This is a genomic window from Streptomyces sp. NPDC058051 (assembly GCF_042885475.1).
GTDB lineage: Bacteria > Actinomycetota > Actinomycetes > Streptomycetales > Streptomycetaceae > Streptomyces.
The window spans coordinates 74724-99898 of record NZ_JBHVRW010000026.1 but is presented as its reverse complement, the minus strand read 5'-3'; the positions used below and the strand labels follow the sequence as shown (position 1 = coordinate 99898).

Sequence of the window (25175 nt, the reverse complement as noted above, 5' to 3'; positions counted from 1 at the left end):
CGTCACCGGACGACCCGAAGTGCACCTTCCCACTCCCCTCCGTGAACGGAGACCTCCATGGTCGGTACCACGGTATCCCCGCCCTGGACCTACACCCTCCAACTCCCGCAGGATCCCCGCGCCCCCGGTGTGGCACGGTCGATACTCCGCACCATCCTGCGCGTACACGGCATGAGTGAACTCATCGAAATCGCCGAACTGCTGGCGAGCGAACTGGTCACCAACGCGTACGTGCACTCCTCGGGGCCGTACTCCCTTCGCCTGCGCGACGCCGGGCGCAGCCGTGTCCGGCTGAGCGTCCGGGACACCGACCCGCACATCCCCGCCCCCTTCCGATGGAGCGCCGAGGCTCCCGCGGAGCTGGCCGAGCGTGGGCGGGGGCTGTATCTCGTCACGCTCTACGCGGACAGCTGGGGCGCGTACCCCCTGTCCGGCGGCCTGCCGGGGCAGGGCGGGAAGCTGCTCTGGGTGGAGTGTGCGGCGAAGGGGTAGGGCCGCCGGGGCGGGGAAGCAGACCGGGTGTCTTCCGCTCCCGTCCGGCTGGGGATGTCGAAGCACCGGACTCTCTCCCGGTCGGCCGCGGCGAAGGGCGGTCAGGCTCTCGGTGTCAACGGTGGTGTTCCTGACCTCGTCCGGTCTCATCCTTCCGCGTCGGGGCCGGGGCCAGAACGGGTCGAGGGCGTACGCGCCCGGGTGAAGAACGCCACGTCGTTGCCGAAGACGACCGCGAGGTGATGGTCGGACACGGCGAGTGCGCGGCAACGGTTCGACAGCCTGAGCAGGGGGGTCGTGGTGGGCCTCGTCGCGGAGGGGAGCAGATCCCAGATCCGTACCGTGCTGTCGTGCGAACCGGTCAGCGCGACGGGCCGTCCGTCGAGTTCGGTGCAGACCATGGCGTTCACCCAGCTGGTGTGGCCGACGAGGGGGCGACCGATGGGGCGCTGGGTGGTGAGGTCCCACATCCGCAGCGTCTTGTCGTGCGAGCCGGTGACCGCGACGGGCTGTCCGTCGATCACGATGCACTCCACGGCCGTCACCCGGGCGGTATGACCGATGAGCGGTCGGCCGACGGGTTCACCGGTGCCCAGATCCCAGAGGCGGACGCTGCTGTCGGTGTAGCCGATGAGGGCGACGGGCCGACCGTCGAGCCGGGTGCAGGCCGCCGCGCCGCTCGAAACCTTGCGTCTGTAGAGGGGGCGGCCCACCGGACGGTAGGTCTCCAGGTCCCACAGCTGTGATGTTCCGTCGTCGTAGCCGACGGCCGCGAGAGAACGTCCGTCGAGGTCGGCGCAGGCCAGTGCCGTCACCCGGCGGGCGGACTTTGTCGCCAGGCGGCCGATGGCGCGGCGGGCCTCCAGGCCCCATACGGTCACTTCGCGGCCGAGTCCGGGCCGGTCGTCGGTGGTGAGGACGAGAGGACGGGCGGTGGCGGTGACGGCGACGGCGACGGGCCGCCCTTCGAACCGGGTGACTGCGGGTGCACCGACGATGGCGTGGCCGAACCGGTCAAGGACCTCGCCGGGGCGCGGGCGCCACACTCGCGCGGTCCGGTCGGTGGACGTGGTGACGACGACGGGTTCGCCGCCGAGGCGCCCACAGGCCACCGCGATCACATGGCCGGCATGGCCGGCGGAGGGCCGGCCGATGGGGTGGTCGGCGCGCAGGTCCCAGACGCGGACCGTGTGGTCGCGCGAGACCGTGACGGCGATGGGCCGCCCGCCGAGCCGGGCACAGGCAACCGCGCCCACACCGCTTGTGTGGCCGGTGAGGGGACTGCCGATGAGGCGGCCCGTACGCAGATTCCACAGCAGTACCTGGCTGTCGTGCGAGGTCACGACGCCGACGGGCTGTTCGTCGAGTCGGGTGCAGGCCAGCCCGCTCAACATGTTGGAGAGGCCCATGAAGGGCTGGCCGACGGGTTGGCCGGTAGTCAGGTCCACCACCTGTACGACGCCGGGGGTGAGGGTGACGACAACGGGTCGGCCGTCGATCTCGCTACAGGCTGCCGCCTTCACGGGGCCGCCCGAGAACGTGAAGGGCTCACCGATGGGCTGACCCGTGCTCAGATCCCACACTCGCACCGTGTCGTCCCTGTCGCTGGTGACGGCATAGGGCCGCCCGTCGTCCCCCGCGCACACGACGGCGTGGAACCATCCGGTGGGGTGACCGAAGGGCGGGCCGACGGTTCGGCGGCTGCTCAGGTCCCACATCCGTACCGCGCGATCGTGGGACGACACGGTGACGACGACCGGACGGCCCTCGAACGCGGCGCAGACGAGTCGGTCCACCGGTGTGTCGGGGCCGGTGAGGGGTTCACCGACAGGGCGGCTGGATTCGAGGTCCCAGATCCGTGCCGGGGAGTCGTACGAACTGGTGACGGCGAGAGGCCGTCCGTCGACCAGGGTGCAGGCCACCGCGGTCACCGGGGTTTCGTGACCGATGAGGGGGCTGCCGACGGGGCGGCCGGTTTCGAGATCCCAGATCCGCACGGTGCTGTCATGGGAGCCGGTGACGGCGACGGGTCGGCCGTCGAGCACGGTGCAGGCCACAGCTGCCACTTCGCGCGTATGGCCGGTGAGGATGTTGTGCGTGGCCGGGGAGACACCGCTGCCGGACGCCTGGACGGGCTTCCAGGCGTCGGCGGCCATCCGGCCGGTGAGCGCCCGCCGCGTCTCGTGCACCCCGTAACGTGCCGCGTCGAGTGCGAGGACCGCCCGCCGCTCGTCGGGCGGAAGCGGGCGGTGGGTTCCGATCGACGCCCGGTAGACGGCGCCGTGGAGCCGGCCCTCGTCGGTGGTCAGCAGATGCAGGTGCGGGGCGAGCGTGTCGCATTCCGCGTGGACCACATAGTCGGGGTCTTGAACCAGATCGTCGAGTACGCCCCCGAGCGCGGCGTGTGTGGCGAGGTGGCGGCGGAGGTAGGGATGGGCGCGCGACCAGTCGGGGGCGGCGTCCGCACCGTACGGGACGGTCGCGCGCAACGCGGAGGCGAGGGCCGAGTGCACGGCCTGCGCGTCCTGGTCCGTACGGAGGTATTCGGCCATTGCCTCGTGGTACAGCCGGTACACCGAACGGCCGTCCTCGATCGCCTCGACGATGTACGAACCGGCGGTGGAGCGCAGCTGCCGCAGGTGCTCGTTGGTGTAGCTGCTGCCGGAGACCGCCGAGGCGGCAGGGGCCCAGATGTCCTCCCACGGCAGACCCTGGCCCTGGGCGAAGGCGAGCGGGCGGAGCAGATCCATGACTTCGGCGGCCCGCTTGCCGAGCCGACGGGTGAGGTCGTTGTGGATGGCTTCGCCGGGCATCCGCGGCAGTGTCGCGATCCACTCGGGGTCCTGGGGGTCGGGGACCGACGGCGCGGCGGCGAGAGTGCCCGCGGTGATGCGGGCGACAAGGAAGGACCGGCCGGCCGCTCGGGCCACGCGCCGTGCCACGGCGGTGACCAGGGCGGGGTCGCAGTACCGATAGGGGGAGTGGGCGTGCGCGCCGCGCAGGTTGAGGATCGCGTAGGCGTGGACGGCCTCGGGGTCGGCGTATCTCTCTGAGTCGAGGTCGATGTGCCCGGCGTGCCCGTGGGCGTCGGGGCCGATGTGCCGGGTGTACTCGGAGGCGGGGCCGGCGCTTTCCGTGCTGCCCGGCCTGAGCCGTTCGAGCAGGTGGGGACGGGTACCGAGGAGCAGCCGCAGATGCGGCGTGCCCGGGTCGATCAGGGGGCGCAGGACATCGCGGCAGAGGCTCTCGGGGGTGACGGCCTCGTCGATCGCGTCGATCAGAATCGTCAGCGGTCGACGGTGGGGGCCGAGTGACCTCGGTCCGGCCTCCAGCCGGTTGACCAGTTCGGACACGGTGTCGGCCGATACCTGGGCGGCGGCGGTGATCCCGTGCAGGACCTGCTGGTCGGTGAGGCTCTGGGCATAGATCGCCGCGTCGAGGGTGCGCGGTGGTGGAAGGCGGACCGAGGTGAGTCCCATGGTGTGCAGCGGAACCGTACGGCGCTGCTCGGGGTCGCTGAGGGTGGCCAGGAGGCCGAGCACGGCCGTCTTGCCGGAGCCCGGCCCGCCGGTGACGGCGAGCGAGGGTTGCGAGGCCGGCAGGTCGACCAGCCATCGGGAGACGTCCGCGAGGGCGTCGTGGCGGCCGGAGAACCACCAGCTCGACTGGCCGGGATCCGGATGGCCCTTTGCGCGATTGAGGAATCGGCTCGTGAACTCGACGGCGCGGCGGTCGGTCTGGCGCTCCCGTTCGAGTCTCTGCTGCAGGGCCAGGTCGAAGTGGCTGAGCCGTTGGTCGTGACGCCTGTTGGGCAGGAACGGTGGGACAGTACCGGTCAGACCGATGATCTCCAGTCCGATTGTCTGGTGCTCGGGGCGTTTCGGGTGGTTCTTCATCGCGCTGACGACGGCGTCGAGCGCGAGTGTCTCGGGGGCGTGACCGGCCGTGGCCTGGCTGAGAACGGCCTGGGTGAGGAGTTCGGGGAAGGCGCCGGACTCGGCGAGTTGGTTGGGCTGGGCGGAGGTGAGGATCGCCAGTCCGGACTCTGTGCCGTTGTTCCACTGACCTTTCAGATGGGCCATGGCGGAGAGCAGTTCATTGCCGCCCTGGCCGGAGAAGCAGGTGTCCAGCATCAGCAGGAGCCGGCGGACCCTGGTACCCCGCAGGATTTTGCGGGCCAGGGTGAGGGTGGGCAGGGCGTCGTCGATGTCGTCAGGATCGGTGTCCGAGGTGAGGAGTACGTGTTCGCCGTCGGCGAGGACTTCGCCGTGGCCCGCGATGTAGACGGCGAGGAGGTCGTCGGGGCGGCGGTTGGGGGACGTGCTGAAGTCCCGTAATGCGGCGAGGAGGTGGGCCTCGGTGGGATTCAGGCCGAGATCCGACACGTGTGTGTAGCCGAGGTGCGTGGCGAACAGGTCGATGACCTGGTCACGCGCGTCCGCGAGGCCGGGTCGGTCCCACTCCAGAGCGGCTGGGGCCTTGGGGTAGTTGGTGACCGCGGTTGCGATGAGGTAGCGGCGCGGTGGCGGGGTCGCCGGGACGGGTTCAGTCACGGCGGGGGGTGTCTCCGTCATGCCGCAGCCCTTCTGCCACAGCCGAGCCGGTCTCGACGGCCGTCAGATACGCGGTGGCGTCGTGGGCGTGGGAGCCGTTGTGCACGACCTTGCCTTCGAGGGCAGGCCCGAAGAGCGGGGACAGGTCTTTGACCGCGGCGACGACATCGCCCTCGTCGACGACGTTGGTCCACCGCAGGGAGGGGCCGGAGCCAGGCACGCGACTGGCTCCTGGACCGGGACTGGTTCCTGGACCTGGGCCGGCTCCGGGACTGGCTCCGGGATCGGGACTGGTTCCTGAATCGGGCCTGGCCGGCCGGTCGTCAGGGCGCGGGGCGCTGGGCCAGTCGCCGGAGCGGGGCTGGAGCCGGTCGAAGACCATCCGCATGCCGAGCGGCGAACCGAGTGTGACCAACGCTTTCACGGGATGTCCGGGCATCGCGCACAACGCCTCGTACGCGATGACGGAGCCCAGCGAGTGGCCCACCACGACGCGGGTCTCGGGGCCGATCTGTTCCTGGACCCGTCGGCGGGCGGTGATACGCAGCTCAGGATCGAGGAGGTAGCGGCGTACCTGTTTCAGGTCGAAGACGAGTGCCCGCAATGAGACATCGGCGAAGAACCGGGAGTGCTGCAGGGCTCGCAACGCTGTCTGTGCCGCGCGAGGAGAACGGGCCAGGGTGGTGGCGCCGGTGGCCGGAGGCACGGTGGCGTCGATTCCGGCTGCCCGCTCCCACCAGGCGAGGAGCAGGTCGAGTTCGAAACCGTCCGCGACGTCGGACGCAGTGAACATGGGGTCGCCCACGGCCAGGGTGCGGCCCGGCGGGCGAAACAGATCGCCGTAGAAGGCCATGGTGAACTCGCCGTCGGAAATGCTGGGTCTGCCCGCGTGCCGGAGTCCGTCGGCGAGGGCCGGAAACCACTCATTGCGAAGCATCTCGCTCCCCATGAGCTGCTTGCCCACGCCATGTACGCCTACAACTCGGCTCACTCCGTACCTCGTTCCGTGCTCACCGGGGCGCGCGCGTATCAGGATCAGCGGTCCGCCAACTCACTTTAGGAGTCACTGATATGGCGCGACCACCCCCGTTGGCGGGATCCGGTCAATCTGCTCGACGCGGTACGACGGCAGCTCGTTCGGGTGAACTGCACGGTCCTGCGTGCCGGGCCTGCGCGGCCTTGGCCGTGAGACGCGTTCCGGCCCGGCGTGTCGCCCGCGCGGGATTTGGCACAGTGCCGCTCCACGATCAAGGCCGGACGGAGCGGGGTGGCTGGAGTGGCAGTGGTGGGGCAGCCGGGACGGCAGCGGCTGAGTGATCTGGCGGGCCACGCGGATGGCACGGATGGCGGCGTCGGGGACGTACTCAAGCACAGCGACGGGGCGTGGCTACGGGCTGCCGGTGGTGCGGAGGGCGTGTGCGCGCACCTCGGCCCGGTGAAGTCGGAAATGGAGACCGCGCACGAGGGCCTGCTCGTCGGAACAGCCGGTCTGACCGCGCTGGCGGAGCTGGGATCCGTGCGTGAGTCGTGGGAGCGGCGGTTCGAGGCCGCACGCGCGGAGTGCGGGGCCCTGGCCGGGAAGCTGCGGGCGGTCGCCCGGTCCCAGGGCGAGACGAACGAGGCCGTGAAGGCGTCGTTCGCCCCGGTGACAGGGGGTGGCCGGCGATGACGCTGACGTGGGCGCAGTTACGGGATCTGAAGTGCGGCGAACTGGAGGGAGCGGCCGACGGTTGGGGCAAGGCGAGCAACCGTGCCGACGCGGGCCGGGACCGGATCGAGACACAGCTGCTGAACGGGTTGCGCGCCACGCAGCGTGGTGCGGCGGCGGAGACCGCGGTCGCCCGGCTGCGGCAGATGGGTCGGAACCTGCAGTACGTCTACACGGAGTGCGGACTGCTCCGTACGACACTGAACAGCCTCGCTCACGAACTACGGGCCCAGCAACGGGCCTTGCGCGAGGCACTGGACGACGCGGAGTGCCAGAAATTCACTGTGCACGCCGACGGCTCCGTGACGTATCCGGCAGCGGGCGAGGGCCTGATCGACGGTAAGCCGGTGCCGGGCGGGAAGGCATCGGTGGATGCGATGCCGGGCCTCCTGCCGCCCTCGGGCCTGAACGCGCCCAACCCGAACTCCGCAAAGGCGCAGGACATCGCGGACCGGGTGGCGAAGGCCGTACGGACGGCGGCCGAGATCGACTGGCGGTACGCCCGCATCTTGCGCAGGTTGAAGGCCGAGGAGGGCCTGAAGGTCCCCGATGCCACCTGGACCGACGCCGCGGGCGACGCGGCCGCCGTACGGGACGCGGCCCGCGGCTACCTGAAAGACGGCATCCCCCACGACGCCTCACCGGCCGAGCGGAAGGCATGGTGGGCCGGCCTGACGGACGAACAGCGCGAGGAGTACCTGGCGGTGTACCCGGACCAGATCGGCAACTTGGACGGCATTCCCGCTGTGGTGAGGGATGCGGCGAACCGGGACAACCTGCAGCTGCTGATGGGGAAGCTGGAGGGGCGGGACGACGCGAAATCGGAGACCCAGCTCGCGGGGCTGCGGGAGATCGACCGGCAGTTGCGGGAGGGGAGGCAGCCTCCGATGTTTCTGCTCGGCATCGGGGATCAGGGGAACGGGCGGGCGATTGTTTCGTTCGGTAATCCGGATACGGCTCGGAATGTGTCGGCGTATGTGCCGGGTTTGGGTACGGCTCTTGACGAGGAATTCGCGAAGAGCGATCTGAAGCGAGCAAGGGATACGGCCATCGGGGCGAAAGAAATGAATCCTGGATCGCCGAGTGCTTCGATCGTATGGCTTGGATATGACGCACCACAGGCTTCGGTAGGCGATCCCCTTGGGAGCCTGGATGTGATGGGAGAACAAAATGCCATGGTTGGCGCTCACGCGTATAACAAGTTTATGGCTGGAATTTCCTCGACAAATGAACACGGAGATCCGCATGTCACGGCAATTGGGCACTCGTATGGATCCTTGACTGTCGGGTTGGCTGCGCAGGAGCAAGGTGGTATCCCAGGCGCTGATGACATCATTTTGGTGGGGAGTCCGGGAACCGGGGCGCGTTCCGCTGAAGAGCTTGGAGTTGGAAAGGATCACGTTTTTGTAGGGGCGGCGGATAATGACCCGGTTACCAAACTGCCCAATCGCAAGGAAGCGAGCGGCGTCGGGGCTGGTGTTGCCGGTGGGGCATCGACAGGCTTTGTGCTAGGCGCGAGTTTGGGTCCGGTCGGGGCCGTCATTGGTGGCGCGGCGGGAGGTATCGCTGGTGGGTTCGCTGGCTACTCTGCGCAGGATGCGCAGTCCGATGAGGGTGAGGCGTGGTTCGGGGTCGACCCGGCGCATCGAGAATTCGGGGCAAATAGGTTCGCGGTGAGTGATGGTCCACGCCCATTCGAGCGAGGTCGTGACCTGGTGGAGGCGCATTCCAATTATTTCAATCCTTCCAAGGATCAAATGTCGGCAGACAATATTGCGAGAATTGTTTCGGGGAAGTCGGAAGAGATCCAGCGGGAGCGTCTTAGGTGAGGATGCGTAAGGCTCTTCTGGTGACGGTCTTTCTCCTTCTCTCGGGGTGTGACTCCGTCGGTGGCTCGCCAAATTCAGGAAACGGTGGAGATGGTGTAGGCATGAACATGCAAGAAGCTGCGGACAGGGCGGACGGGATCCTTGACGATACATTCGCAAGAATTCGCCCGCCGGTTCGCTGGGTTCATGGGGAAAGCACGGAAGGGAATTGTGATGTGTCTCGGCGTCGCGCGGTGGTGACCGTAATTTCAGCGGCGCGGAGGGGGAGTTTTCTCGGGGTTGTGGAGCGAGGGTGGAGGAAATCTGGATACCGTCAACTCGGGGTGAATGCTGATTCGGTGAGTCCGGCCACTTATTTTGAGACGCCGGATGAGTTCCGAGTGCGGCTCCTCATTGGAGGGGGAGGCCAGGCGTTCTTTGAGGTGGCGACACCATGCGTTGACGAGTCCGGAGTCGCGCCACCGACTCTGGCTCCTGGCGAGGAGGGGCATGTGGGCGAACCGGTTCCATCCCCCAACGTCCATTCCGACTTCTGGTCCGCAGGCTCTTCCTGATGTGGCGTCATGGTGTCCAAGGGCCTGTAACAAGCCAGTCCGTACCGGTCGGTAACGGGGCGAGACAGGCTGGCTACCTGGGACTTTGAGACTTGCATTGGGCCCTGGGGCCCATGCCGCGCCCGGTGTTGGTGTGGTCGCATAAAGAGACCGGTTGAACTGTCGCTGCGCCCACTCACCAAGCTGGGAGACTCGTCGTGTCTGGCATACGAGAATTAGCGGTTCCGGGTGGTGCTGACTTGAGTGCTGCCGAGGCCCGTTCGGGCAGGCAGTCGTTGTCGCGCCCCCTGCAGGCGGTGCTGATTCTCGTCCGACTGCTCTTCGTCGTTACCGTCGTGGGCGCCATCGACGCGCTCGTCGTGGCCTCGTCCGTCGATGCCGCGGACGGTCATCTCCTGGGCATGGTGCTGTACGCCGCACTGCCGGGCATCGCCGGATTCGTGCTGTCGTTGTACCTGCGCACCGGTGGCGTCTGGATCTGGCGTGGCCTTCTCGCCGTGCACGTCTGGCTCACTCTGGGTGCGCTGGCGACACTGAGCGAGGACAGCGGCGGGCAGAACGTGACGCAACTGGTCATGCCGGTTGTCGTCCTCGTCCTGTTGTCGCGGTCCAGTGCGCGCGAATGGTTCGGGCTCAGTGCCGAACAACGCGCCGAGCACAGGCCGTTCAGCGTCGCGCGGATGATCAAGTGGCGTCGGGACGTCGGTCAGACCGCGTTGGAGTACCTGGGCATGATCCTCGTGGTCGTGGCCCTCATCGGCGGGCTCGTGGCGACGGGTATCGGCGGGCAGTTGACCGGTGAGCTCCAGAACGCCATCTGCCAGCTGACCGGTAGCGCCTGCCCCGCGCCCAATGTCAACGTGGTCGCCGGCAAGGGCGGGGACAACGGCGGCGGAAACGCGACCGGCGGCGGGTCCGATTCCGCCGGAGGTGCGGGCTCCGAGGGTGCGACCGTCACCGGAGGCACGGGGTCCGGCGGCTCGGACACGTCCGGTGGGTCCACATCCGGAGAATCCGGCGCATCCGGCGGTTCCGGCGCATCTGGCGGTTCCGGCGGGGCGGACAGCACCGGTGGCTCGGGAGGCGCCGGGGGTTCCGGCGGCAGCGACAGTACGGGCGGATCGGGCGGCAGCGAGGGCGGCTCCGACGGCTCCAGCGGCTCCACCGGCACCGCAAACGGTGATTCTTCTTCGCAGGTCGACGCGGGTAGACAAAAACCGAGCGCGAACTCCTCCCGCCCCTCCGACGGCAACTTCCTCACCGGTGTCGTCGGCGACGACGGCCTGTGGGGCGATGTCAGCGGCGTCGTCGACACGGTCTTCCACCCGGGTGACACCGCGAAGGGCGTCGTCGACCAGTACGCCCAGTCCACGCGTGGCGCGAGCGACAAGTGGAACAAGGGGAAGTACGTCGCCGCGGCCTGGGATGCGACCAAGGCGTCCGGCGGGGGCGGCGGCGCGGTCGCCGGGCTGCCCGGCTCCGGTACGCGCGTCGAGGCAGCGGTGCGGGACGCGGAGCGGAACTACCTCAACGACCGTATCCCGCAGAGTGCCACCCCGGCCCAGCGCAAGGACTGGTGGAACGGGCTCTCGCAGCAGCAGCGCGACCAGTACCTGGAGCTCTCGCCGGACAAGATCGGCAACCTGGACGGCATCCCGGTGGCGGACAGGGACACGGCCAACCGCAGGAACCTCCCCGATCTGATCACGAAGCTGGAGGGGAAGACCGACTCCAAGTCGAAGGATCAGCTCGCGGGGCTGCGGGAGATCGACCGGCAGCTGAAGGAGGGGAGCCAGCCACCGATGTACCTGATCGGCATCAGCGACGAGGGCAACGGGCGGGCGATCGTCTCCTACGGGAATCCCGACACCTCGAAGAACGTGTCGGCGTACGTGCCGGGGCTGAACACCTCCCTCGACGAGGAGTTCGCGAAGAACGATCTCAAGCGGGCCCGTGACACGGCGATCGGCGCCCAGGGGTACGACTCGTCCTCCGCGGCGATCGTCTGGCTCGGTTACGACGCCCCGCAGACGCCGGACGGGCTGCACAGCCTGGCGGTCGCGGGCACCGGCCGGGCGGAGAAGGGTGGTGTGGCCTACAACGAGTTCATGAGTGGCATCTCGGCGACCAACCAGAACAAGGACCCGCACATCACGGCCATCGGGCACTCCTACGGTTCCCGTACCGTGGGTGCCGCGACGCAGCGCGAGGGAGGTATCCCGGGGGTGGACGACATCATCCTGGTCGGCAGTCCGGGAGTCGGCGTGGACCGCGCCGTGGACCTCGGTGTGGGGGCCGGACACGTCTTCGTCGGTGCCGCGGCCAACGACCCGGTGACCAAGCTTCCGTCCAAGACCCAGGTCGCCGTCGGCGCGGTGGGGATGATCCTGGGAGGTCCGGCCGGTGCGTACCTCGCCGGAGACCTGGCCGACCCGGGTGACGACGACCTCTGGTTCGGCAAGGACCCGGCGAGCAAGGCCTTCGGCGCCCGGCGGTTCCCGGTGGCTCCCGGTCAGCCCCTGATCAGCACCAGCGGCGTGAGCTTCAACGCGCACTCCAACTACTTCGATCCGGTACGGGACGCCATGTCGGCGGACGGCATCGCTCTGATCGTGTCGGGGCACTCCGACAGGCTCAAGATGGAGGAACAGCGATGAAGCGCAAGTTCCAGATCGTTGCGGCGACCCTGGCTGTCGGCTTCGCGCTGTCCAGCTGCGGCACCGACGACGGAAGCGGCGGCAGCACGAAGGCGACGACCAAGAGCACCGGCAAGAGCACCAAGGAGAGCGGCATGAACATGCAGGAGGCCGCCGAACGGTCCGACAGCATGCTCGACGCCGTACTGAAGGAGATCGATCCCGAGGTGCAGTGGGCGCACGGCCCGACGACGACGGGCAGTTGCGACGTGACGCGCAGGCGCACCGTGATGACCATCGTGTCGGCCGAGCGCCGTCAGGGTTTCCTGGACCAGGTCGAGAAGTTCTGGCGCACGAGCGATTACCGCATCAAGGCCAAGAACAAGGACGAGGAGTTCCCGGCGGTCTACGCGCAGACGAAGGCCGGCTTCGGAATCAGTGTGAGTTTCCGGGGCGGGGGACAGGCGTTCTTCGAGGCGGACAGCCCCTGTGTGAAGGAGTCGAAGGTCGCCGACTCCACGTCCAAGCCGAACGGGCCCGCCTACGAAGGGGTCTACCCCCTCCCGCGCCCCAATGTGCGCTCCGACTACTGGTCTGCCGGAGCGTCCTGAGGGGTGGTCAGTGCGCCGGAGCGGCCGGTCGGCGACCCTGATGAACCGGATGATTCGTACACACCCGCGAAACCGCCCATGAACACGGCTTCGATGGGGGATGGTTGAGGGGTGCGGAAATTCTGGGTGGTCGGTGGCATCGGTGTCGGCATGGCCATGTGCTTCGTGGCGCTGCTCGTCGTCGGTACGTACTCCGCCGCTGCCGGACTCGTCAGTTCCGGCGTCGGCGGAGCCGTCGGGCTGGCCAAGGGGGCTGTGCCCGCGCAGTACCAGTCCCTGGTGCAGAAGTGGGGCAATCTCTGTCCCGCCATCAATCCGGCCCTGCTGGCCGCCCAGCTGTACCAGGAGAGCGGCTGGAACCCCCGGGCCGAGAGTCCCGCCGCCGCGCAGGGCATCGCCCAGTTCATCCCCGGCACCTGGGCCGGGCACGGCATCGACGGGGACAACGACGGGGACCGGGACGTCTGGGATCCGGCCGACGCGATTCCGTCCGCCGCCTCGTACGACTGCGAGCTGGCCGGGTACGTGAAGAAGGTGCCGGGAGACCCGACGGACAACATGCTGGCCGCGTACAACGCCGGCGCGTACCGGGTGATCCGTGCGGGCGGGGTTCCGGACATCGCGGAGACGCAGAACTACGTCACCATCATCCGGTCCCTGGAGAAGAGCTTCGCCCGCCCCGTCGGACGGGTTCAGCCCTCGGAGCAGGCGGCCGGGGCGATCTATTTCGCTCAGAAGAAGCTCGGTACGAAGTACCTGTGGGGCGGCAACGGCACGGCGGCGCAGGGAGGCCGGTTCGACTGCTCCGGACTGACCCAGGCCGCGTACCGCACCGTGGACATCGAACTGCCCCGAGTGGCCAACGACCAGTACAACGCCGGGCCGCACCCCTCGCGGGACGAACTGCTCCCCGGTGACCTGGTGTTCTTTTCGGACGATCTGAACAACTCGCGGGCCATTCACCACGTGGGGCTGTACGTCGGAGGCGGGTACATGATCAACGCCCCGTACACCGGTGCCGTGATCCGGTTCGACAAGATCGACACGCCCGACTACTTCGGTGCGACGCGCGTGACCAAGGAAGGGGCCGCGGCCCTTCCGACCGCCCTCCCGTCCGCATGACGCGGGGTCGGCGATGGCCAGAACTCTCCGTGAAGCCTGGGCCCTGAGCTGCGACGACGAGTCACTCTTCGATAACGTCATGGTGATCATTCGGTGGAGAGTGGAACGTACGCACGGGGCACGTCGTTCCCTGGGTGGACCGGACAGTGAGGCACTGACCATGCTGCGCTGATCGGAGAAGCCTTCCTGGACGGGATGGGACGGGACGGGCGGAGCAGCCACGCAGTACCGGTCCGCGCACGACCGATCGACCGTTCCACGCAGTGATCGAACCGACACGGGGGTTCGTCATAGCGGTGCACATGGGCGTGCCCCGCGGCAGCAGACAAGGCAAGGGGCCGCAGCAGATGGCTGGACTCGCACTGGATGGGTCGAACCCCGACGTCAGCCTGCTCTACGACATCAACGGACTCGCGAAGTCCGCTCCCACCTGGTTCGACCGGGTCATGGAGTTCGTCGGCGAGTACGGGATCATGCTCGGCATGGTCCTGGTGGTCCTGTGGTGCTGGTGGAGCGTGCGCCGGCGCGGCACGGCCGATGATTCGGTGACGGCGGCCGCCGGGATCGTGTGGGCTCCGCTCGCCGCCGGGATCGCACTGCTCATCAACATTCCGATCCGGGGCTTCGTGGAGCGCCCGCGGCCGTTCCGGGACCACCAGGGGCTCGATGTCCTGGTGCAGGGTAAGAACGACTTCTCCTTCGTGAGCGACCACGCCACGATGGCGATGGCTCTGGCCGTCGGGCTCTTCGTGGCCAACCGGAAATTCGGCATCGCGGCGATCGCCCTGGCTCTGCTGGAAGGGTTCTGCCGGATCTACATGGGTGTCCACTACCCGACCGACGTCATCGGCGGGTTCGCGCTCGGCACGGCGGTCGCGCTGCTGCTCGCCCCGCTGGCGATGCTGCTGCTGACGCCGTTGGCGGCGGCCGTCGCCCGTTCGGACCGGCTCGGTCGGCTCGTAAGGTCACGCAGGCCGGTGCCGTCGGCCACGGCCGACGGGCGGGCCGGGACGCTCGGGATTCCCGAGCCGCGGCCCGGCACGGCCGGCGGGGACGGCGAGAAGGACCTGGCCGCGTAGGAACCGTGGGTGGGCCGCGGCATCGTCGGCGGGTGCGGCGGGTGCGGCGGGTGCGACGCGTGCTGCGGTGAGCGCCCGTCAGGGGCGCCAGAGGCAAGAAATGCCCGCGTAGCCGAGGCAAGGGACGCCCCGAGAAGCCGGGGCAAGCGACGCCCGGGGAATCAGAGAGCCTGAGGGAAGGCGAAGAGGCGGCCGGGGTCGTACTGCTTCTTCAGCCGGCTGAGACGGTCGGCCGCCGTGTCGTAGTAGGCCTGGCGCCAGTCGGTCAGCGTCGGGTCCGTGTAGTTCTGGTACGCCGCTCCCGACGCGTACCGGCGCATCGCCGTGTGAGTGCTTTTCAGCCAGTCCTGTGAGGCGACGCCGGTCGTGCCGGGGCTCCAGGCGCCGATGTACTGGGCGAGCACGCGTGAGCCGCGGTGGACGAAGGCGGTCGCCTGCGGCGAGACCCGGTTGATCGCCCCGCCGAGTGCGGTGAGCACGATGGAGCCGCCGCCTCCGCTCTGGGTCACGGGAATCCGGGTGAACGCTTCGGCCCGGTCGAGCAGGGCGTTCACGCCCGCCGGAGACAGGGAACGGTCGTAGAAGTCGGACGCGGCGGCGTACGTCTCGCGCTGGAGTGTGCCCTGCGGGGTACGGCCGGGCGTCGTGCCCGGCAGATGGCACTGCGCGTCCGTGATGCCCGAACAGCCCGCGTACACGAGCATCGCCTCCTCGTAGCTGCGGCGGCGCAGTGAGACGGAGGAGGCCGAGGCGCCGATCCGGTCGGCGAGGCGGTCGACCGCGTTCTGCAGGTCGCCGTACGTTCCGAGGCTGAACGCGGCCACCGAGACGGTCGGGTTGCCGCCGCCCGGGCCCGCGTCGAGGTGCGCCGAGGACCAGATCTCGTCGGGCTGGGACGGCCCCCACTCCTGCCACGCCGTGAGGACGTTCCGGGCGCGCGACCACGGCCAGGACATGTAGGCGGTGACGGTCTGCGGGGCCGGGCGGGTACGGAACGTCAGCTCGGTGACCACGCCGAAGGTGCCGTTGCCCGCGCCCCGCAGCGCCCAGAACAGGTCCGGGTGGTGCGTGGCGTCGGCGGTGAGGGTCGCGCCGTCGGCCGTGACGACGGTGGCCGAGGTGAGGCTGTCGCAGGTCAGGCCGTACGCGCGGGACGCGACGCCGTGGCCGCCGCCGAGGGTGAGGCCGGATATGCCGACGGTCGGACAGGAACCGCCGGGAATCGTCAGGCCGTGGCCGGCGAGCCCTTGGTAGACGTCGATGAGCTTGGCGCCGGCACCGATCGTGCCGTCCTTCCCGACGTGGGACAGCGACGAGACGTCGACGACGAGGCGTCCGTCGCCGCTCGACCAGCCGGCGTAGGAATGACCGCCGCTGCGGATGGACACAGGGGTGGCGGTGCGGCGGGCGAAGGCCAGGCACTCGCGGATGTCCGCCGCGTGCCTGACGTAGGCGACGGCGGCGGGCTTCTGGTTGTCGAAGCGGGTGTTGTAGAGCTGACGGGCGGTCGGATAGGCCGCGTCCTGGGGACGTACGAGGGTGCCGTCCAGGCTCTTGGCCAGGGCGGACCAGTCCGCCGGTCCGGAGGGGGAGGGCCGCGGTGTGACCGAGGAGGTCGGTGAGGCGGGAGTGGTGCCCGCCGTGGCCGAGGAACTGCCGGAGCCGGCACCGGAACCGGCACTCGAACCGGAGCTGGATGTACCGCTACAGGCGGTGGCGGTGACACCGGTGAGTGCCGCGGCGCCCGCGGTCAGCAGGGTGCGCCGGGCGGGAAGGGTGCGCCGGGCGGGCAGGGGCGGCTGGTTCATCGGACCTCCGGGTCGGGACGCTCGGGCTCAGGCCGGAAAAGGGGAGATCAGTGAGAGGGGTCAGGGTGCCGCGCGGTGTTCCGCGGCGTCCGTGCGGGCGCGGTCCCGCGACCGGCGGGCCGGTCCGGACCAGCCGCAGGCGCAGCGGGCCGTGCAGAACGAGCCGCGTTCCACGGTCGTGGTCTCGTGCTCCGTGGACGCGGGGGTGGGGGGCGTCGGCGGTACCTCTTCGGTGTGTTGGACATACACCCGTCCACGGTACTGGGCACGGCCACTCGGCGGTGTGGCGTACGGAAACGGCGTGACGGGGGACACGGGCCGTCGTTATGCGGAACGGATGGGGGGCTCGGTCAGGCGGTACGTCGTTGGGGGTTGGCAGGCGATGGTGGTGCAGCAGCAAAGGTCCGGAGGCGGCGCGCGCACTGTCTGCGCCCTGGCCGTGGTGGGCGTGATGGCGGTGACCGCCGGATGTTCGGGCGGCAGGGGCGGCGACAGCGCCATGGCCGATGAACGGGGCGGTGCCGACTCCCTGGACGTGGTCCGCCGTGCGGCGGAGGTGCTCGCGGAGACGGTGAGCGGGACGGGGACCGGGGCCGGAATGGTGGCCGGAGCCGGCTCCCACGGCGCCGGGGCGTGGCCGGTGGCCGGAAGCGCCCAGGTGCGTACGTCGATGGAGACCGCGGCGGGCGGGACACGGGTGACGATCACGGGGCGGGGGATCTACGACTTCCGCACCCAGGTGGGCCGTCTCACGGTCGTGCTGCCCAAGGACGCCGCGGGCGAGGACGAGCACCGCCCCATCACCGAACTCCTGGCGCCCGGGGCGCTCTACATGATGAACCGCGGTGCCGGGGTGCCCGAGGACAAATGGGTCAGGATCGACACGACGACGCTGGAGGACGGCAATCTGGTCACGGGTGGAGCGACCGATCCGATGGCCGCCGCCGAGCTGCTGCGCGGGGCGCGGCAGGTGGCCTATGTAGGTGAGACCGATCTCGCCGGAGTGGCGGTGCGGCACTACCGGGGGGTCGCGGAGATCGGCCGGGCGGCGCGTGATGCCTCGCCGAAATCGCGTGGGGCACTCGCCGCGGCGGCGAAGGGGTTCCATACGGACACGGTGTCGTTCGACGCGTACCTGGATGAACAGGGCCGGCTGCGCAAGGTGCGGCACCGGTTCACCTTCGCCAACCGGGGTCCGGCCGTGGAGGTGGTGTCGACGACGCTGCTGTCCGGATTCGGAGTGCCGGTCTCCGTGCGGCTGCCGGACGACCGGGACATCTACACCGGGCGGATCCGGCAGGGACAGCCGGGCGCGGCGGACGGATGAGGCGGGGACGCAGGCGGGGAAGGGGACCGGGCCGGGGACGTAGGCATGCCGGCGGGCGTGAAATGGTCCGTCCGTGCCATGCGCGGCGTGTGGTCCGCTCCCTACGCTAGGAAGTCGGCGACGGCAGTGAGAGGTGAGTTACGTGGTGACGCTCAGCACGCCGACCGTATCCGACCATGTGGCCCTCGCCGAGATCGAGCTCTGTGGTGAGCTGATGATCGCCGCGTCGGCCGCGATCGGGGACCGGCTCAGTGCGGCCCGGATCGACGAGGTGCTGAACGTCGGGGTGATCGCCGACCGGACCACCGTCCCCAGGCAGGCCGACCAGCGAGGGTGAGCGCGGGCCCTTCCCCGCGCGGGGTGCGGCGCCCACGACGGATACCCGTCGGCCTCGGGTCCGGTCCGCATCGGGATCGGTCCACGCCAGGCTCGGTTCGCGTCGGCCTCGGATCGGTCCCCATGCCAGGCTCTGCCCACGCCAGGCTCGGTTCGCGGCGGCCTCAGGTCCCGGCCCCGTCCGGCATCAGGACAGCCGCCACATCCGAACATCTCCCCTTATCCGGATATCTCCCCGCATCCGGGCGTCTCGCCGTATCAGGTGCGGAGCAGGCGGGCGATGGCCTTCGTGGCCTCCTCGACCTTCGCGTCGATCTCCGCGCCGCCCTTGACCGCCGCGTCGGCGACGCAGTGCCGCAGGTGTTCCTCCAGCAGCTGGAGCGCGAAGGACTGGAGCGCCTTCGTGGACGCCGAGACCTGGGTGAGTATGTCGATGCAGTAGACGTCCTCGTCGACCATGCGCTGGAGGCCGCGGATCTGGCCCTCGATCCGGCGCAGCCGCTTGAGGTGCTCCGTCTTCTGGTGGTGGTAGCCGTGTATGCCCCGGTCGTGGTCGGTGACGACCGGATCCGGTTCCGGTTGTGCGGTGGCGGCGGTGGTCCCGGCGGCCTCGGTGGTGGTCATTGCTGCCTCCCGTTTTCCCATTACCCTGCCGTTTATATACCCCTGGTGGGTATATACTAACGAATTCTGCCGAACCGTGACCGGGGGCCCGTGCTGATCTCAGTGCCCGATGCGCGACACTGAAGAATGCCGGTTAGCCGTGGCCGGATGATGCGCCTAGCATCAGCCTGACCGAATCCAAAGCACCCCGAGGACCCCACGTGCGCTTTCGTCTGACCCCCAGGGAGACGAGCTTCTATGACATGTTCTCCGCGTCTGCGGACAACATCGTCACGGGCTCGAAACTCCTGATGGAATTGCTCGGGGCGGACTCTGCCTCCCGAGTCGAGATCGCGGAGCGCATGCGGGCAGCGGAGCACGCGGGGGACGATGCCACCCACGCGATCTTCCACCAGCTGAACTCCTCTTTCATCACGCCGTTCGACCGTGAGGACATTTACAACCTCGCGTCGTCGCTCGACGACATCATGGACTTCATGGAGGAGGCCGTCGATCTGGTCGTGCTGTACCAGGTCGAGGAACTCCCCAAGGGCATCGCGCAGCAGATCGAGGTGCTGGCCCGGGCGGCCGAGCTGACCGCCGAGGCGATGCCGGGTCTGCGCACCATGGACAATCTCACCGAGTACTGGATCGAGGTCAACCGCCTGGAGAACCAGGCTGACCAGATCCACCGCAAGTTGCTCGCCCACCTCTTCAACGGCAAGTACGACGCCATCGAGGTGCTGAAGCTGAAGCAGATCGTGGACGTACTGGAAGAGGCGGCCGACGCCTTCGAGCATGTCGCCAACACGGTGGAGACCATCGCGGTCAAGGAGTCCTGAACCACGTGGACACCTTTGTGCTGATCGTGACCATCGGCGTCGCGCTCGGCTTCACCTACACGAACGGTTTCCACGACTCGGCGAACGCCATCGCCACGTCCGTCTCCACCCGTGCGCTCACACCACGCGCGGCGCTGGCGATGGCCGCGGTGATGAACCTCGCCGGTGCGTTCCTCGGCAGCGGTGTCGCCAAGACCGTCAGTGAGGGCCTGATCGCGACGCCCGAAGGCGACAAGGGGATGGGGATCCTCTTCGCCGCGCTCGTCGGTGCGATCATCTGGAACCTCATCACCTGGTACTTCGGGCTGCCGTCCTCGTCCTCGCACGCGTTGTTCGGCGGCATGGTCGGTGCGGCGCTCGCCGGCGGGACGCTGGTGCACTGGGACGGGGTGCTGGACAAGGTCGTCATCCCGATGTTCGTCTCGCCGGTCATCGGTCTGGTCGTCGGCTATCTGGTGATGGTCGCGATCATGTGGATGTTCCGTAAGGCCAATCCGCACAAGGCCAAGCGGGGTTTCCGGATCGCCCAGACGGTCTCGGCCGCGGGCATGGCGCTCGGCCACGGTCTGCAGGACGCGCAGAAGACGATGGGCATTGTCGTGATGGCCCTGGTCATCGCCGACATCGAGAGCCCGAGCGACCCGATCCCGGTCTGGGTGAAGCTGGTCTGCGCGCTGATGCTCTCGCTGGGTACGTACGCCGGTGGCTGGCGCATCATGCGGACGCTCGGCCGGAAGATCATCGAGCTGGATCCGCCGCAGGGCTTCGCGGCGGAGACGACGGGCGCGTCGATCATGTTCGGTTCGGCGTTCCTGTTTCACGCGCCGATCTCCACGACGCATGTGATCACCTCGGCGATCATGGGCGTGGGCGCCACGAAGCGGGTGAACGCGGTGCGCTGGGGTGTCGCCAAGAACATCATCCTGGGGTGGTTCATCACCATGCCGGCCGCGGGACTGGTCGCTGCCGCGAGTTACGGGGTCGTGGTGCTGCTGTTCGGGTGACGGTGCGGTGAGATCACCGGGGTCGTCCGGTGGTGGCTCCGTTCTCCCGCCCGGCATGACCGCGGTGGTACGCACAACAGGCAACAGGCAACAGGCAACGGATATGGGGCCGCCCCCACTCCCTCTGCGGGGAGCGGGGGCGGCCCCTTCGCCTTGCGGTGGCACCGCCATGCAGCACCCCAAGGCCGTTGTGGGGACGAGGCCGGTCCGCCGGAGGGGGAGGGGCGAGGCGGTTCGCCGGTGGAAACTCACCACCGGGCGTCACGCCCACGCCTCCGGCCCACGTCGGCTCCGTTGCCGGGTGACCTATCCGAAGCGGCCCGAGATGTAGTCCTCGGTCGCCTGTACGGACGGGTTGGAGAAGATGCGTTCCGTCTCGTCGATCTCCACGAGCTTGCCGGGCTTGCCGACAGCGGCGAGGTTGAAGAACGCCGTGCGGTCCGAGACACGGGCCGCCTGCTGCATGTTGTGCGTCACGATGACGATCGTGAAGCGCTCCTTCAGCTCCCCGATCAGGTCCTCGATGGCGAGGGTGGAGATCGGGTCCAGCGCGGAGCACGGCTCGTCCATCAGCAGCACGTCCGGCTCCACCGCGATCGCGCGGGCGATGCACAGACGCTGCTGCTGGCCGCCGGAGAGACCGGAGCCGGGCTTGTTCAGCCGGTCCTTGACCTCGTTCCAGAGGTTGGCGCCGCGCAGGGACTTCTCGACGACCTCCGACAGCTGGCTCTTCTTGTACGAGCCGTTGAGCTTGAGGCCCGCCGCGACGTTGTCGAAGATCGACATGGTCGGGAACGGGTTGGGGCGCTGGAAGACCATGCCGACCGTGCGGCGCACGGTGACCGGGTCGACGCTCGCCCCGTACAGGTTCTCGTCGTCCAGCAGCACCTTCCCCTCGACACGGCCACCGGGGGTGACTTCGTGCATGCGGTTGAGGGTGCGCAGGAAGGTGGACTTGCCGCAGCCGGACGGGCCGATGAAGGCGGTCACGGAGCGGGGCTCCACGGTCATCGAGATGTCCTCGATGGCGAGGTGGGAGCCGTAATAGGCGGACAGACCGCTGACGTCGATGCGCTTGGCCATCTGAATCACTGCTTCTTTCTGTTGGCCGCGACAGCGGCCGGCCACGCGGCGGAGCCGCATATTCAGTGCTGTGGGGCCTTCCAGCGGGCGATGCCGCGGGCCACCAGATTGAGGATCATGACGAAGGCGATCAGGACCAGAGCGGCGGCCCAGGCGCGGTCGTACGACTGCTCGGTGCCGACCTTGTACTGCTCCCAGATGTAGAAGGGGAGCGAGGACTGCGCGCCTTGGAACGGGTTGGTGTTGATCAGCTGGCTGCCGAAGACCAGCAGCATGATCGGCGCGGTCTCACCGGCGATCCGGGCGATCGCGAGCATCACACCGGTGGTGATGCCGCCGATCGCGGTCGGGAGGACCACCTTCAGGATGGTGCGCCACTTCGGGACGCCGAGGGCGAGCGATGCCTCGCGGAGCTCGTTCGGGACGAGCTTGAGCATCTCCTCGGTGGAGCGGACCACGACCGGGATCATCAGGATCGTGAGCGCCAGCGCACCCAGCAGACCGGACGGGTCGGTCTTCGTCAGGAGCACGATGGAGAGGATGAAGAGACCGGCGACGATGGACGGGATGCCCGTCATCACGTCGACGAAGAAGGTCACGGCCTTGGCCAGCGCGCCCTTGCCGTACTCCACCAGGTAGACGGCGGTCAGCAGGCCGATGGGGGCGGAGATCAGGGTGGCGAGGCCGACCTGCTCCAGCGTGCCGATCAGTGCGTGATAGACACCGCCGGTCGGCTCGGAGCCGAGCACTCCGGCCATCGAGTGGGTCAGGAAGTAACCGTCCAGGCGCCCCGCGCCGCGGCTGATCGTCGTCCACAGCAGCGAGGCGAGCGGCACGATGGCCAGCAGGAAGCACACCCAGACGATGCTGGTGGCGAGCCGGTCCTTGGCCTGGCGCCGGTTCTCGACGACCGACGTCGTGACGTACGAGATGACGACGAAGAGCAGGGCGGAGAACAGTCCCCACTGGGTGTGGCTGCGCCAGCCCGCCGCCGCGCCGATGCCTACGCCCAGGGCGATCGCGACGGCGGCGAAACCGAGGGGGGCCCAGCGGGGCAGGGCCCGGCTGCTGAGACCGGCCCCGCGTGCGGGCGCCGTCGGGGTGGGGCGTTCCTGTATGCCGGTGTTGGCTGCCTGGCTCATGCGTTGGCCCCCGAGTATTCCTTGCGGCGGGCGATGATCAGCCGGGCCGCGCCGTTGACCAGCAGGGTGAGGATGAAGAGCACCAGGCCCGAGGCGATCAGGGCGTCGCGCCCGAATGCGTCGGCCTCGTCGAACTTCGCGGCGATGTTCTGGGCGAACGTTCCGCCACCGGCGTTGAGCAGGTGCCCGGAGATGATGAAGCTCGGCGACAGGACCGTGGCGACGGCCATCGTCTCGCCGAGCGCCCGGCCCAGGCCCAGCATCGAGGCGGAGATCACGCCGGACCGGCCGAAGGGGAGCACCGAGAGGCGGATGACCTCCCAGCGGGTGGCGCCGAGCGCGAGGGCGGCTTCCTCGTTCGTCTTCGGGACCTGGAGGAAGACTTCGCGGCTGACACTGGTCACGATCGGCAGGATCATGATCGCGAGCAGGATGCCGACGGTGAAGAGCGAGCGGGCGACGCCGACCTCGGTCTTCTCGAAGAGGTAGGTCCAGCCGAAGAACTGGTCGAGCCAGAGGTTCAGGCCCTCCAGGTACGGAACCAGGAAGAGGGCGCCCCAGATGCCGTACACGATGCTCGGCACGGCGGCGAGCAGGTCGACGACGTACGCGAGGGGCGCGGCCAGCTTGCGCGGCGCGTAGTGCGAGATGAACAGGGCGATACCGACAGCGACCGGGACGGCGATGGCCATCGCGATGATCGAGCTGACGATCGTGCCGAAGAGGAGGACCGCGATGCCGAAGACCGGCGGGTCGCCGGCGGGGTTCCAGTCGAAGGTGGTGAGGAAGTTGCCTTCGTCCTTGGAGACGGCGAGTGCGGCGCGGTAGGTGAGGAACACGGCGATCGACGCCATGATCACGAGCAGCAGAATGCCCGAGCCCCTGGAGAGGCCCAGGAAGATCTTGTCGCCCGCGCGCCCGGTCTTCGGCCTGGCGCGCTTGCGCACCGCCGGCGCTGCCGGCGGCGTGTCTATCGGTGTGGTGGAAGCCATGGTCTTTCCGGTCTGTGTGGGGGAGCGGTGGGCTCCCCTGGCGGCGGTGCACCGGATGGGTGGTGGCGGGCCGGTCCGGAGAGGTGCGCCGGACCGGCCCGCCGGGTGTTGCGGGTGTTGCTGAAGGTGTTACTGGTGGTGCTCGTGTCCCTCGGTTACGAGAGGGAGGCGATGGTCTCGCGGACCTTGGCGTTGATCTCGGCCGGGATCGGCGCGTAACCGGCCTCGCTGAGGAGCTTCTGGCCCTCGTCACCGGCGGTGTAGGTCAGGAAGGACTTGACCGTGGGCAGCGTCTCGGCCTTGTTGCCGGTGTCGCAGACGACCTCGTACGTCACCAGGACGATCGGGTAGGCACCGTCGGCCTTGGTGGTGTAGTCGAGGTCGAGCGCCAGGTCCTTGCCGGTTCCCTTGATCTTGGCGGCGGCGATGGCCTTGGAGGCGTTCTCCGAGCTGGCCTTGACCGGGGTGGCGCCGCCGGTGTTGATGTCGACGGTGGGGATCGACTGCGAGGTGGCGTAGCTGAGTTCGAAGTAGCCGATCGCGCCGTCGACCTGCTTCACCTGCGCGGCGACACCGGCCGAGCCGGACGCGGCCTGGCCGCCGGGGGCCGGCCACTTCTTCTCGGCCTCGTACTTCCAGTCGCTCGGGGCAGCCGCACCCAGGTACTTGCCGAGGTTCTGGGTGGTGCCGGAGTCCTCGGAGCGGTGGAAGGCCTGGATGGCCTTGTCCGGAAGCTTCGCGCCGCTGTTGAGCTTGGCGATCGCCGCGTCGTTCCACTTCTTGATCTTGCCGTCGAAGATCTTGGCGAGGGTGGGGGCGTCCAGCGTGAGGCTGTCGACACCTTCCAGGTGGAAGCCGATGGCGATCGGGCCGCCGACCATCGGGAGGTTGATGCCCTGGCCGGTCTTGCAGATCTTCTTCGAGTCGGCGACCTCTTCGGGCTTCAGCGCGGAGTCCGAACCGGCGAAGCCGACCGTGCCCTGGTTGAAGGCGATGATGCCTTCACCGGAGGACGAGGACTTGTAGTTGACCTCGACGCCGGAGCAGCCGGCCATGTAGTTCTTGACCCAGAGGTCCATGGCGTTCTTCTGCGCGCTGGAGCCGGAGGCGAGCAGCTGGCCCTTGGCGTCGCCACACGCGATGTCCGACGCGGCGCTCGTCTTGCCGCCGCTGCCGCCGGTGGTTCCGTCCCCGCTGTTGTTGTCCGAACCGCACGCCGTGAGGACCAGGGCGCCGGAGACGGCGAGGGCACCGAGCGCGGTGGCACGAAGCCGGTTCATGCGCTGAAGCTTCACTTTTCGGGTGTTCCTTCCAGGAGCCGCCGAGGTCTTTTCGTTCTACGACGGCGTGCGATGTGGTGGGTGCTCCGGCGTTTCGCCGCGCACCGTGCACTGACGAAGTTAGGCAGAACAGGTGAAGGCGTTTACGGGGGAGAGTGAACGGGAGGTGAACCG

At 68.7% G+C, this 25175-nt stretch carries 20 protein-coding genes; 11 read left to right on the top strand and 9 right to left on the bottom strand.

Translation table 11 applies throughout. From position 1 onward, the window contains the following. Positions 1 to 57: 57 nt before the first annotated feature. Positions 58 to 492, top strand: coding sequence for an ATP-binding protein (locus tag ACFVUT_RS30895; RefSeq protein WP_389656651.1), 435 nt, complete (start codon positions 58 to 60; stop codon positions 490 to 492). Positions 493 to 638: 146 nt separating this feature from the next. On the opposite strand, the gene ACFVUT_RS30890 is transcribed toward ACFVUT_RS30895, so the two are convergent. Together ACFVUT_RS30890 and ACFVUT_RS30885 are read right to left on the bottom strand one after the other, a co-directional pair. Then, positions 639 to 5066 (bottom strand): caspase family protein, encoded by a 4428-nt coding sequence (locus ACFVUT_RS30890; RefSeq protein ID WP_389656648.1) that lies wholly within the window; start codon positions 5064 to 5066, stop codon positions 639 to 641. Continuing rightward, on the bottom strand, positions 5038 to 6009 hold the full coding sequence (locus tag ACFVUT_RS30885; RefSeq protein ID WP_389656645.1) for a hypothetical protein: 972 nt from the start codon (positions 6007 to 6009) through the stop codon (positions 5038 to 5040). The genes ACFVUT_RS30890 and ACFVUT_RS30885 overlap by 29 nt, the downstream gene beginning before the upstream one ends. Positions 6010 to 6312: 303 nt before the next feature. On the opposite strand from ACFVUT_RS30885, the gene ACFVUT_RS30880 reads away from it, so the two are divergent. From ACFVUT_RS30880 to ACFVUT_RS30855, 6 genes are all read left to right on the top strand, one after another. Beyond that, the gene (locus ACFVUT_RS30880; RefSeq protein ID WP_389656643.1) at positions 6313 to 6714 is read left to right on the top strand and encodes a hypothetical protein; all 402 of its coding nucleotides are present in this window, start codon (positions 6313 to 6315) and stop codon (positions 6712 to 6714) included. Continuing rightward, positions 6711 to 8582, top strand: a complete 1872-nt coding sequence (locus ACFVUT_RS30875; RefSeq protein ID WP_389656640.1) for an alpha/beta hydrolase — start codon at positions 6711 to 6713, stop codon at positions 8580 to 8582. Before ACFVUT_RS30880 ends, ACFVUT_RS30875 begins: the two co-directional genes overlap by 4 nt. 829 nt (positions 8583 to 9411) lie before the next feature. Beyond that, positions 9412 to 11793, top strand: coding sequence for an alpha/beta hydrolase (locus ACFVUT_RS30870; RefSeq protein ID WP_389656699.1), 2382 nt, complete (start codon positions 9412 to 9414; stop codon positions 11791 to 11793). Beyond that, a complete protein-coding gene (locus tag ACFVUT_RS30865; protein WP_389656637.1) occupies positions 11790 to 12383 on the top strand; it encodes a hypothetical protein in 594 nt (197 codons plus the stop codon). The genes ACFVUT_RS30870 and ACFVUT_RS30865 overlap by 4 nt, the downstream gene beginning before the upstream one ends. A gap of 111 nt (positions 12384 to 12494) precedes the next feature. Next, a complete protein-coding gene (locus ACFVUT_RS30860) occupies positions 12495 to 13505 on the top strand; it encodes an NlpC/P60 family protein (RefSeq protein WP_389656634.1) in 1011 nt (336 codons plus the stop codon). Between the two features lie 347 nt (positions 13506 to 13852). Further along, positions 13853 to 14584, top strand: coding sequence for a phosphatase PAP2 family protein (locus ACFVUT_RS30855; protein WP_389656631.1), 732 nt, complete (start codon positions 13853 to 13855; stop codon positions 14582 to 14584). Between the two features lie 161 nt (positions 14585 to 14745). Here the strand turns inward: ACFVUT_RS30855 and ACFVUT_RS30850 are convergent, their stop codons facing one another. Further along, positions 14746 to 16392 carry an FAD-binding oxidoreductase gene (locus tag ACFVUT_RS30850; RefSeq protein ID WP_389656628.1) on the bottom strand — a complete coding sequence of 549 codons (1647 nt, stop codon included), beginning with the start codon at positions 16390 to 16392 and terminating at the stop codon, positions 14746 to 14748. A gap of 60 nt (positions 16393 to 16452) precedes the next feature. Continuing rightward, the gene (locus ACFVUT_RS30845; protein ID WP_389656625.1) at positions 16453 to 16641 is read right to left on the bottom strand and encodes a hypothetical protein; all 189 of its coding nucleotides are present in this window, start codon (positions 16639 to 16641) and stop codon (positions 16453 to 16455) included. Positions 16642 to 16774: 133 nt separating this feature from the next. Here ACFVUT_RS30845 and ACFVUT_RS30840 point away from each other — a divergent pair, with 133 nt between their 5' ends. Both ACFVUT_RS30840 and ACFVUT_RS30835 read left to right on the top strand, forming a co-directional pair. Further along, positions 16775 to 17719 carry a hypothetical protein gene (locus ACFVUT_RS30840; protein WP_389656622.1) on the top strand — a complete coding sequence of 315 codons (945 nt, stop codon included), beginning with the start codon at positions 16775 to 16777 and terminating at the stop codon, positions 17717 to 17719. Positions 17720 to 17861: 142 nt separating this feature from the next. Further along, entirely contained in the window at positions 17862 to 18056 is a 195-nt protein-coding gene (locus tag ACFVUT_RS30835) for a hypothetical protein (protein WP_389656619.1), read from the top strand. A 257-nt stretch (positions 18057 to 18313) separates the two neighbouring features. On the opposite strand, the gene ACFVUT_RS30830 is transcribed toward ACFVUT_RS30835, so the two are convergent. Next, complete coding sequence (locus ACFVUT_RS30830; protein WP_389656615.1) at positions 18314 to 18679, bottom strand: metal-sensitive transcriptional regulator; 366 nt, start codon at positions 18677 to 18679, stop codon at positions 18314 to 18316. Between the two features lie 200 nt (positions 18680 to 18879). Here ACFVUT_RS30830 and ACFVUT_RS30825 point away from each other — a divergent pair, with 200 nt between their 5' ends. Both ACFVUT_RS30825 and ACFVUT_RS30820 read left to right on the top strand, forming a co-directional pair. Then, positions 18880 to 19500 carry a DUF47 domain-containing protein gene (locus ACFVUT_RS30825; RefSeq protein ID WP_388993491.1) on the top strand — a complete coding sequence of 207 codons (621 nt, stop codon included), beginning with the start codon at positions 18880 to 18882 and terminating at the stop codon, positions 19498 to 19500. Positions 19501 to 19505: 5 nt separating this feature from the next. Continuing rightward, positions 19506 to 20504: an anion permease gene (locus ACFVUT_RS30820; RefSeq protein ID WP_389656612.1), complete on the top strand. Its 999-nt coding sequence runs from the start codon at positions 19506 to 19508 to the stop codon at positions 20502 to 20504. A gap of 306 nt (positions 20505 to 20810) precedes the next feature. On the opposite strand, the gene pstB is transcribed toward ACFVUT_RS30820, so the two are convergent. The 4 genes from pstB to pstS form a co-directional block, all read right to left on the bottom strand. Continuing rightward, complete coding sequence (gene pstB / locus ACFVUT_RS30815) at positions 20811 to 21587, bottom strand: phosphate ABC transporter ATP-binding protein PstB (RefSeq protein ID WP_389656609.1); 777 nt, start codon at positions 21585 to 21587, stop codon at positions 20811 to 20813. A gap of 62 nt (positions 21588 to 21649) precedes the next feature. Continuing rightward, complete coding sequence (pstA, locus tag ACFVUT_RS30810) at positions 21650 to 22729, bottom strand: phosphate ABC transporter permease PstA (protein WP_389656605.1); 1080 nt, start codon at positions 22727 to 22729, stop codon at positions 21650 to 21652. After that, positions 22726 to 23721 carry a phosphate ABC transporter permease subunit PstC gene (pstC, locus tag ACFVUT_RS30805; RefSeq protein ID WP_389656602.1) on the bottom strand — a complete coding sequence of 332 codons (996 nt, stop codon included), beginning with the start codon at positions 23719 to 23721 and terminating at the stop codon, positions 22726 to 22728. Before pstC ends, pstA begins: the two co-directional genes overlap by 4 nt. 155 nt (positions 23722 to 23876) lie before the next feature. Then, on the bottom strand, positions 23877 to 25016 hold the full coding sequence (gene pstS / locus ACFVUT_RS30800) for a phosphate ABC transporter substrate-binding protein PstS (RefSeq protein WP_389656599.1): 1140 nt from the start codon (positions 25014 to 25016) through the stop codon (positions 23877 to 23879). Between the last annotated feature and the right edge of the window lie 159 nt (positions 25017 to 25175).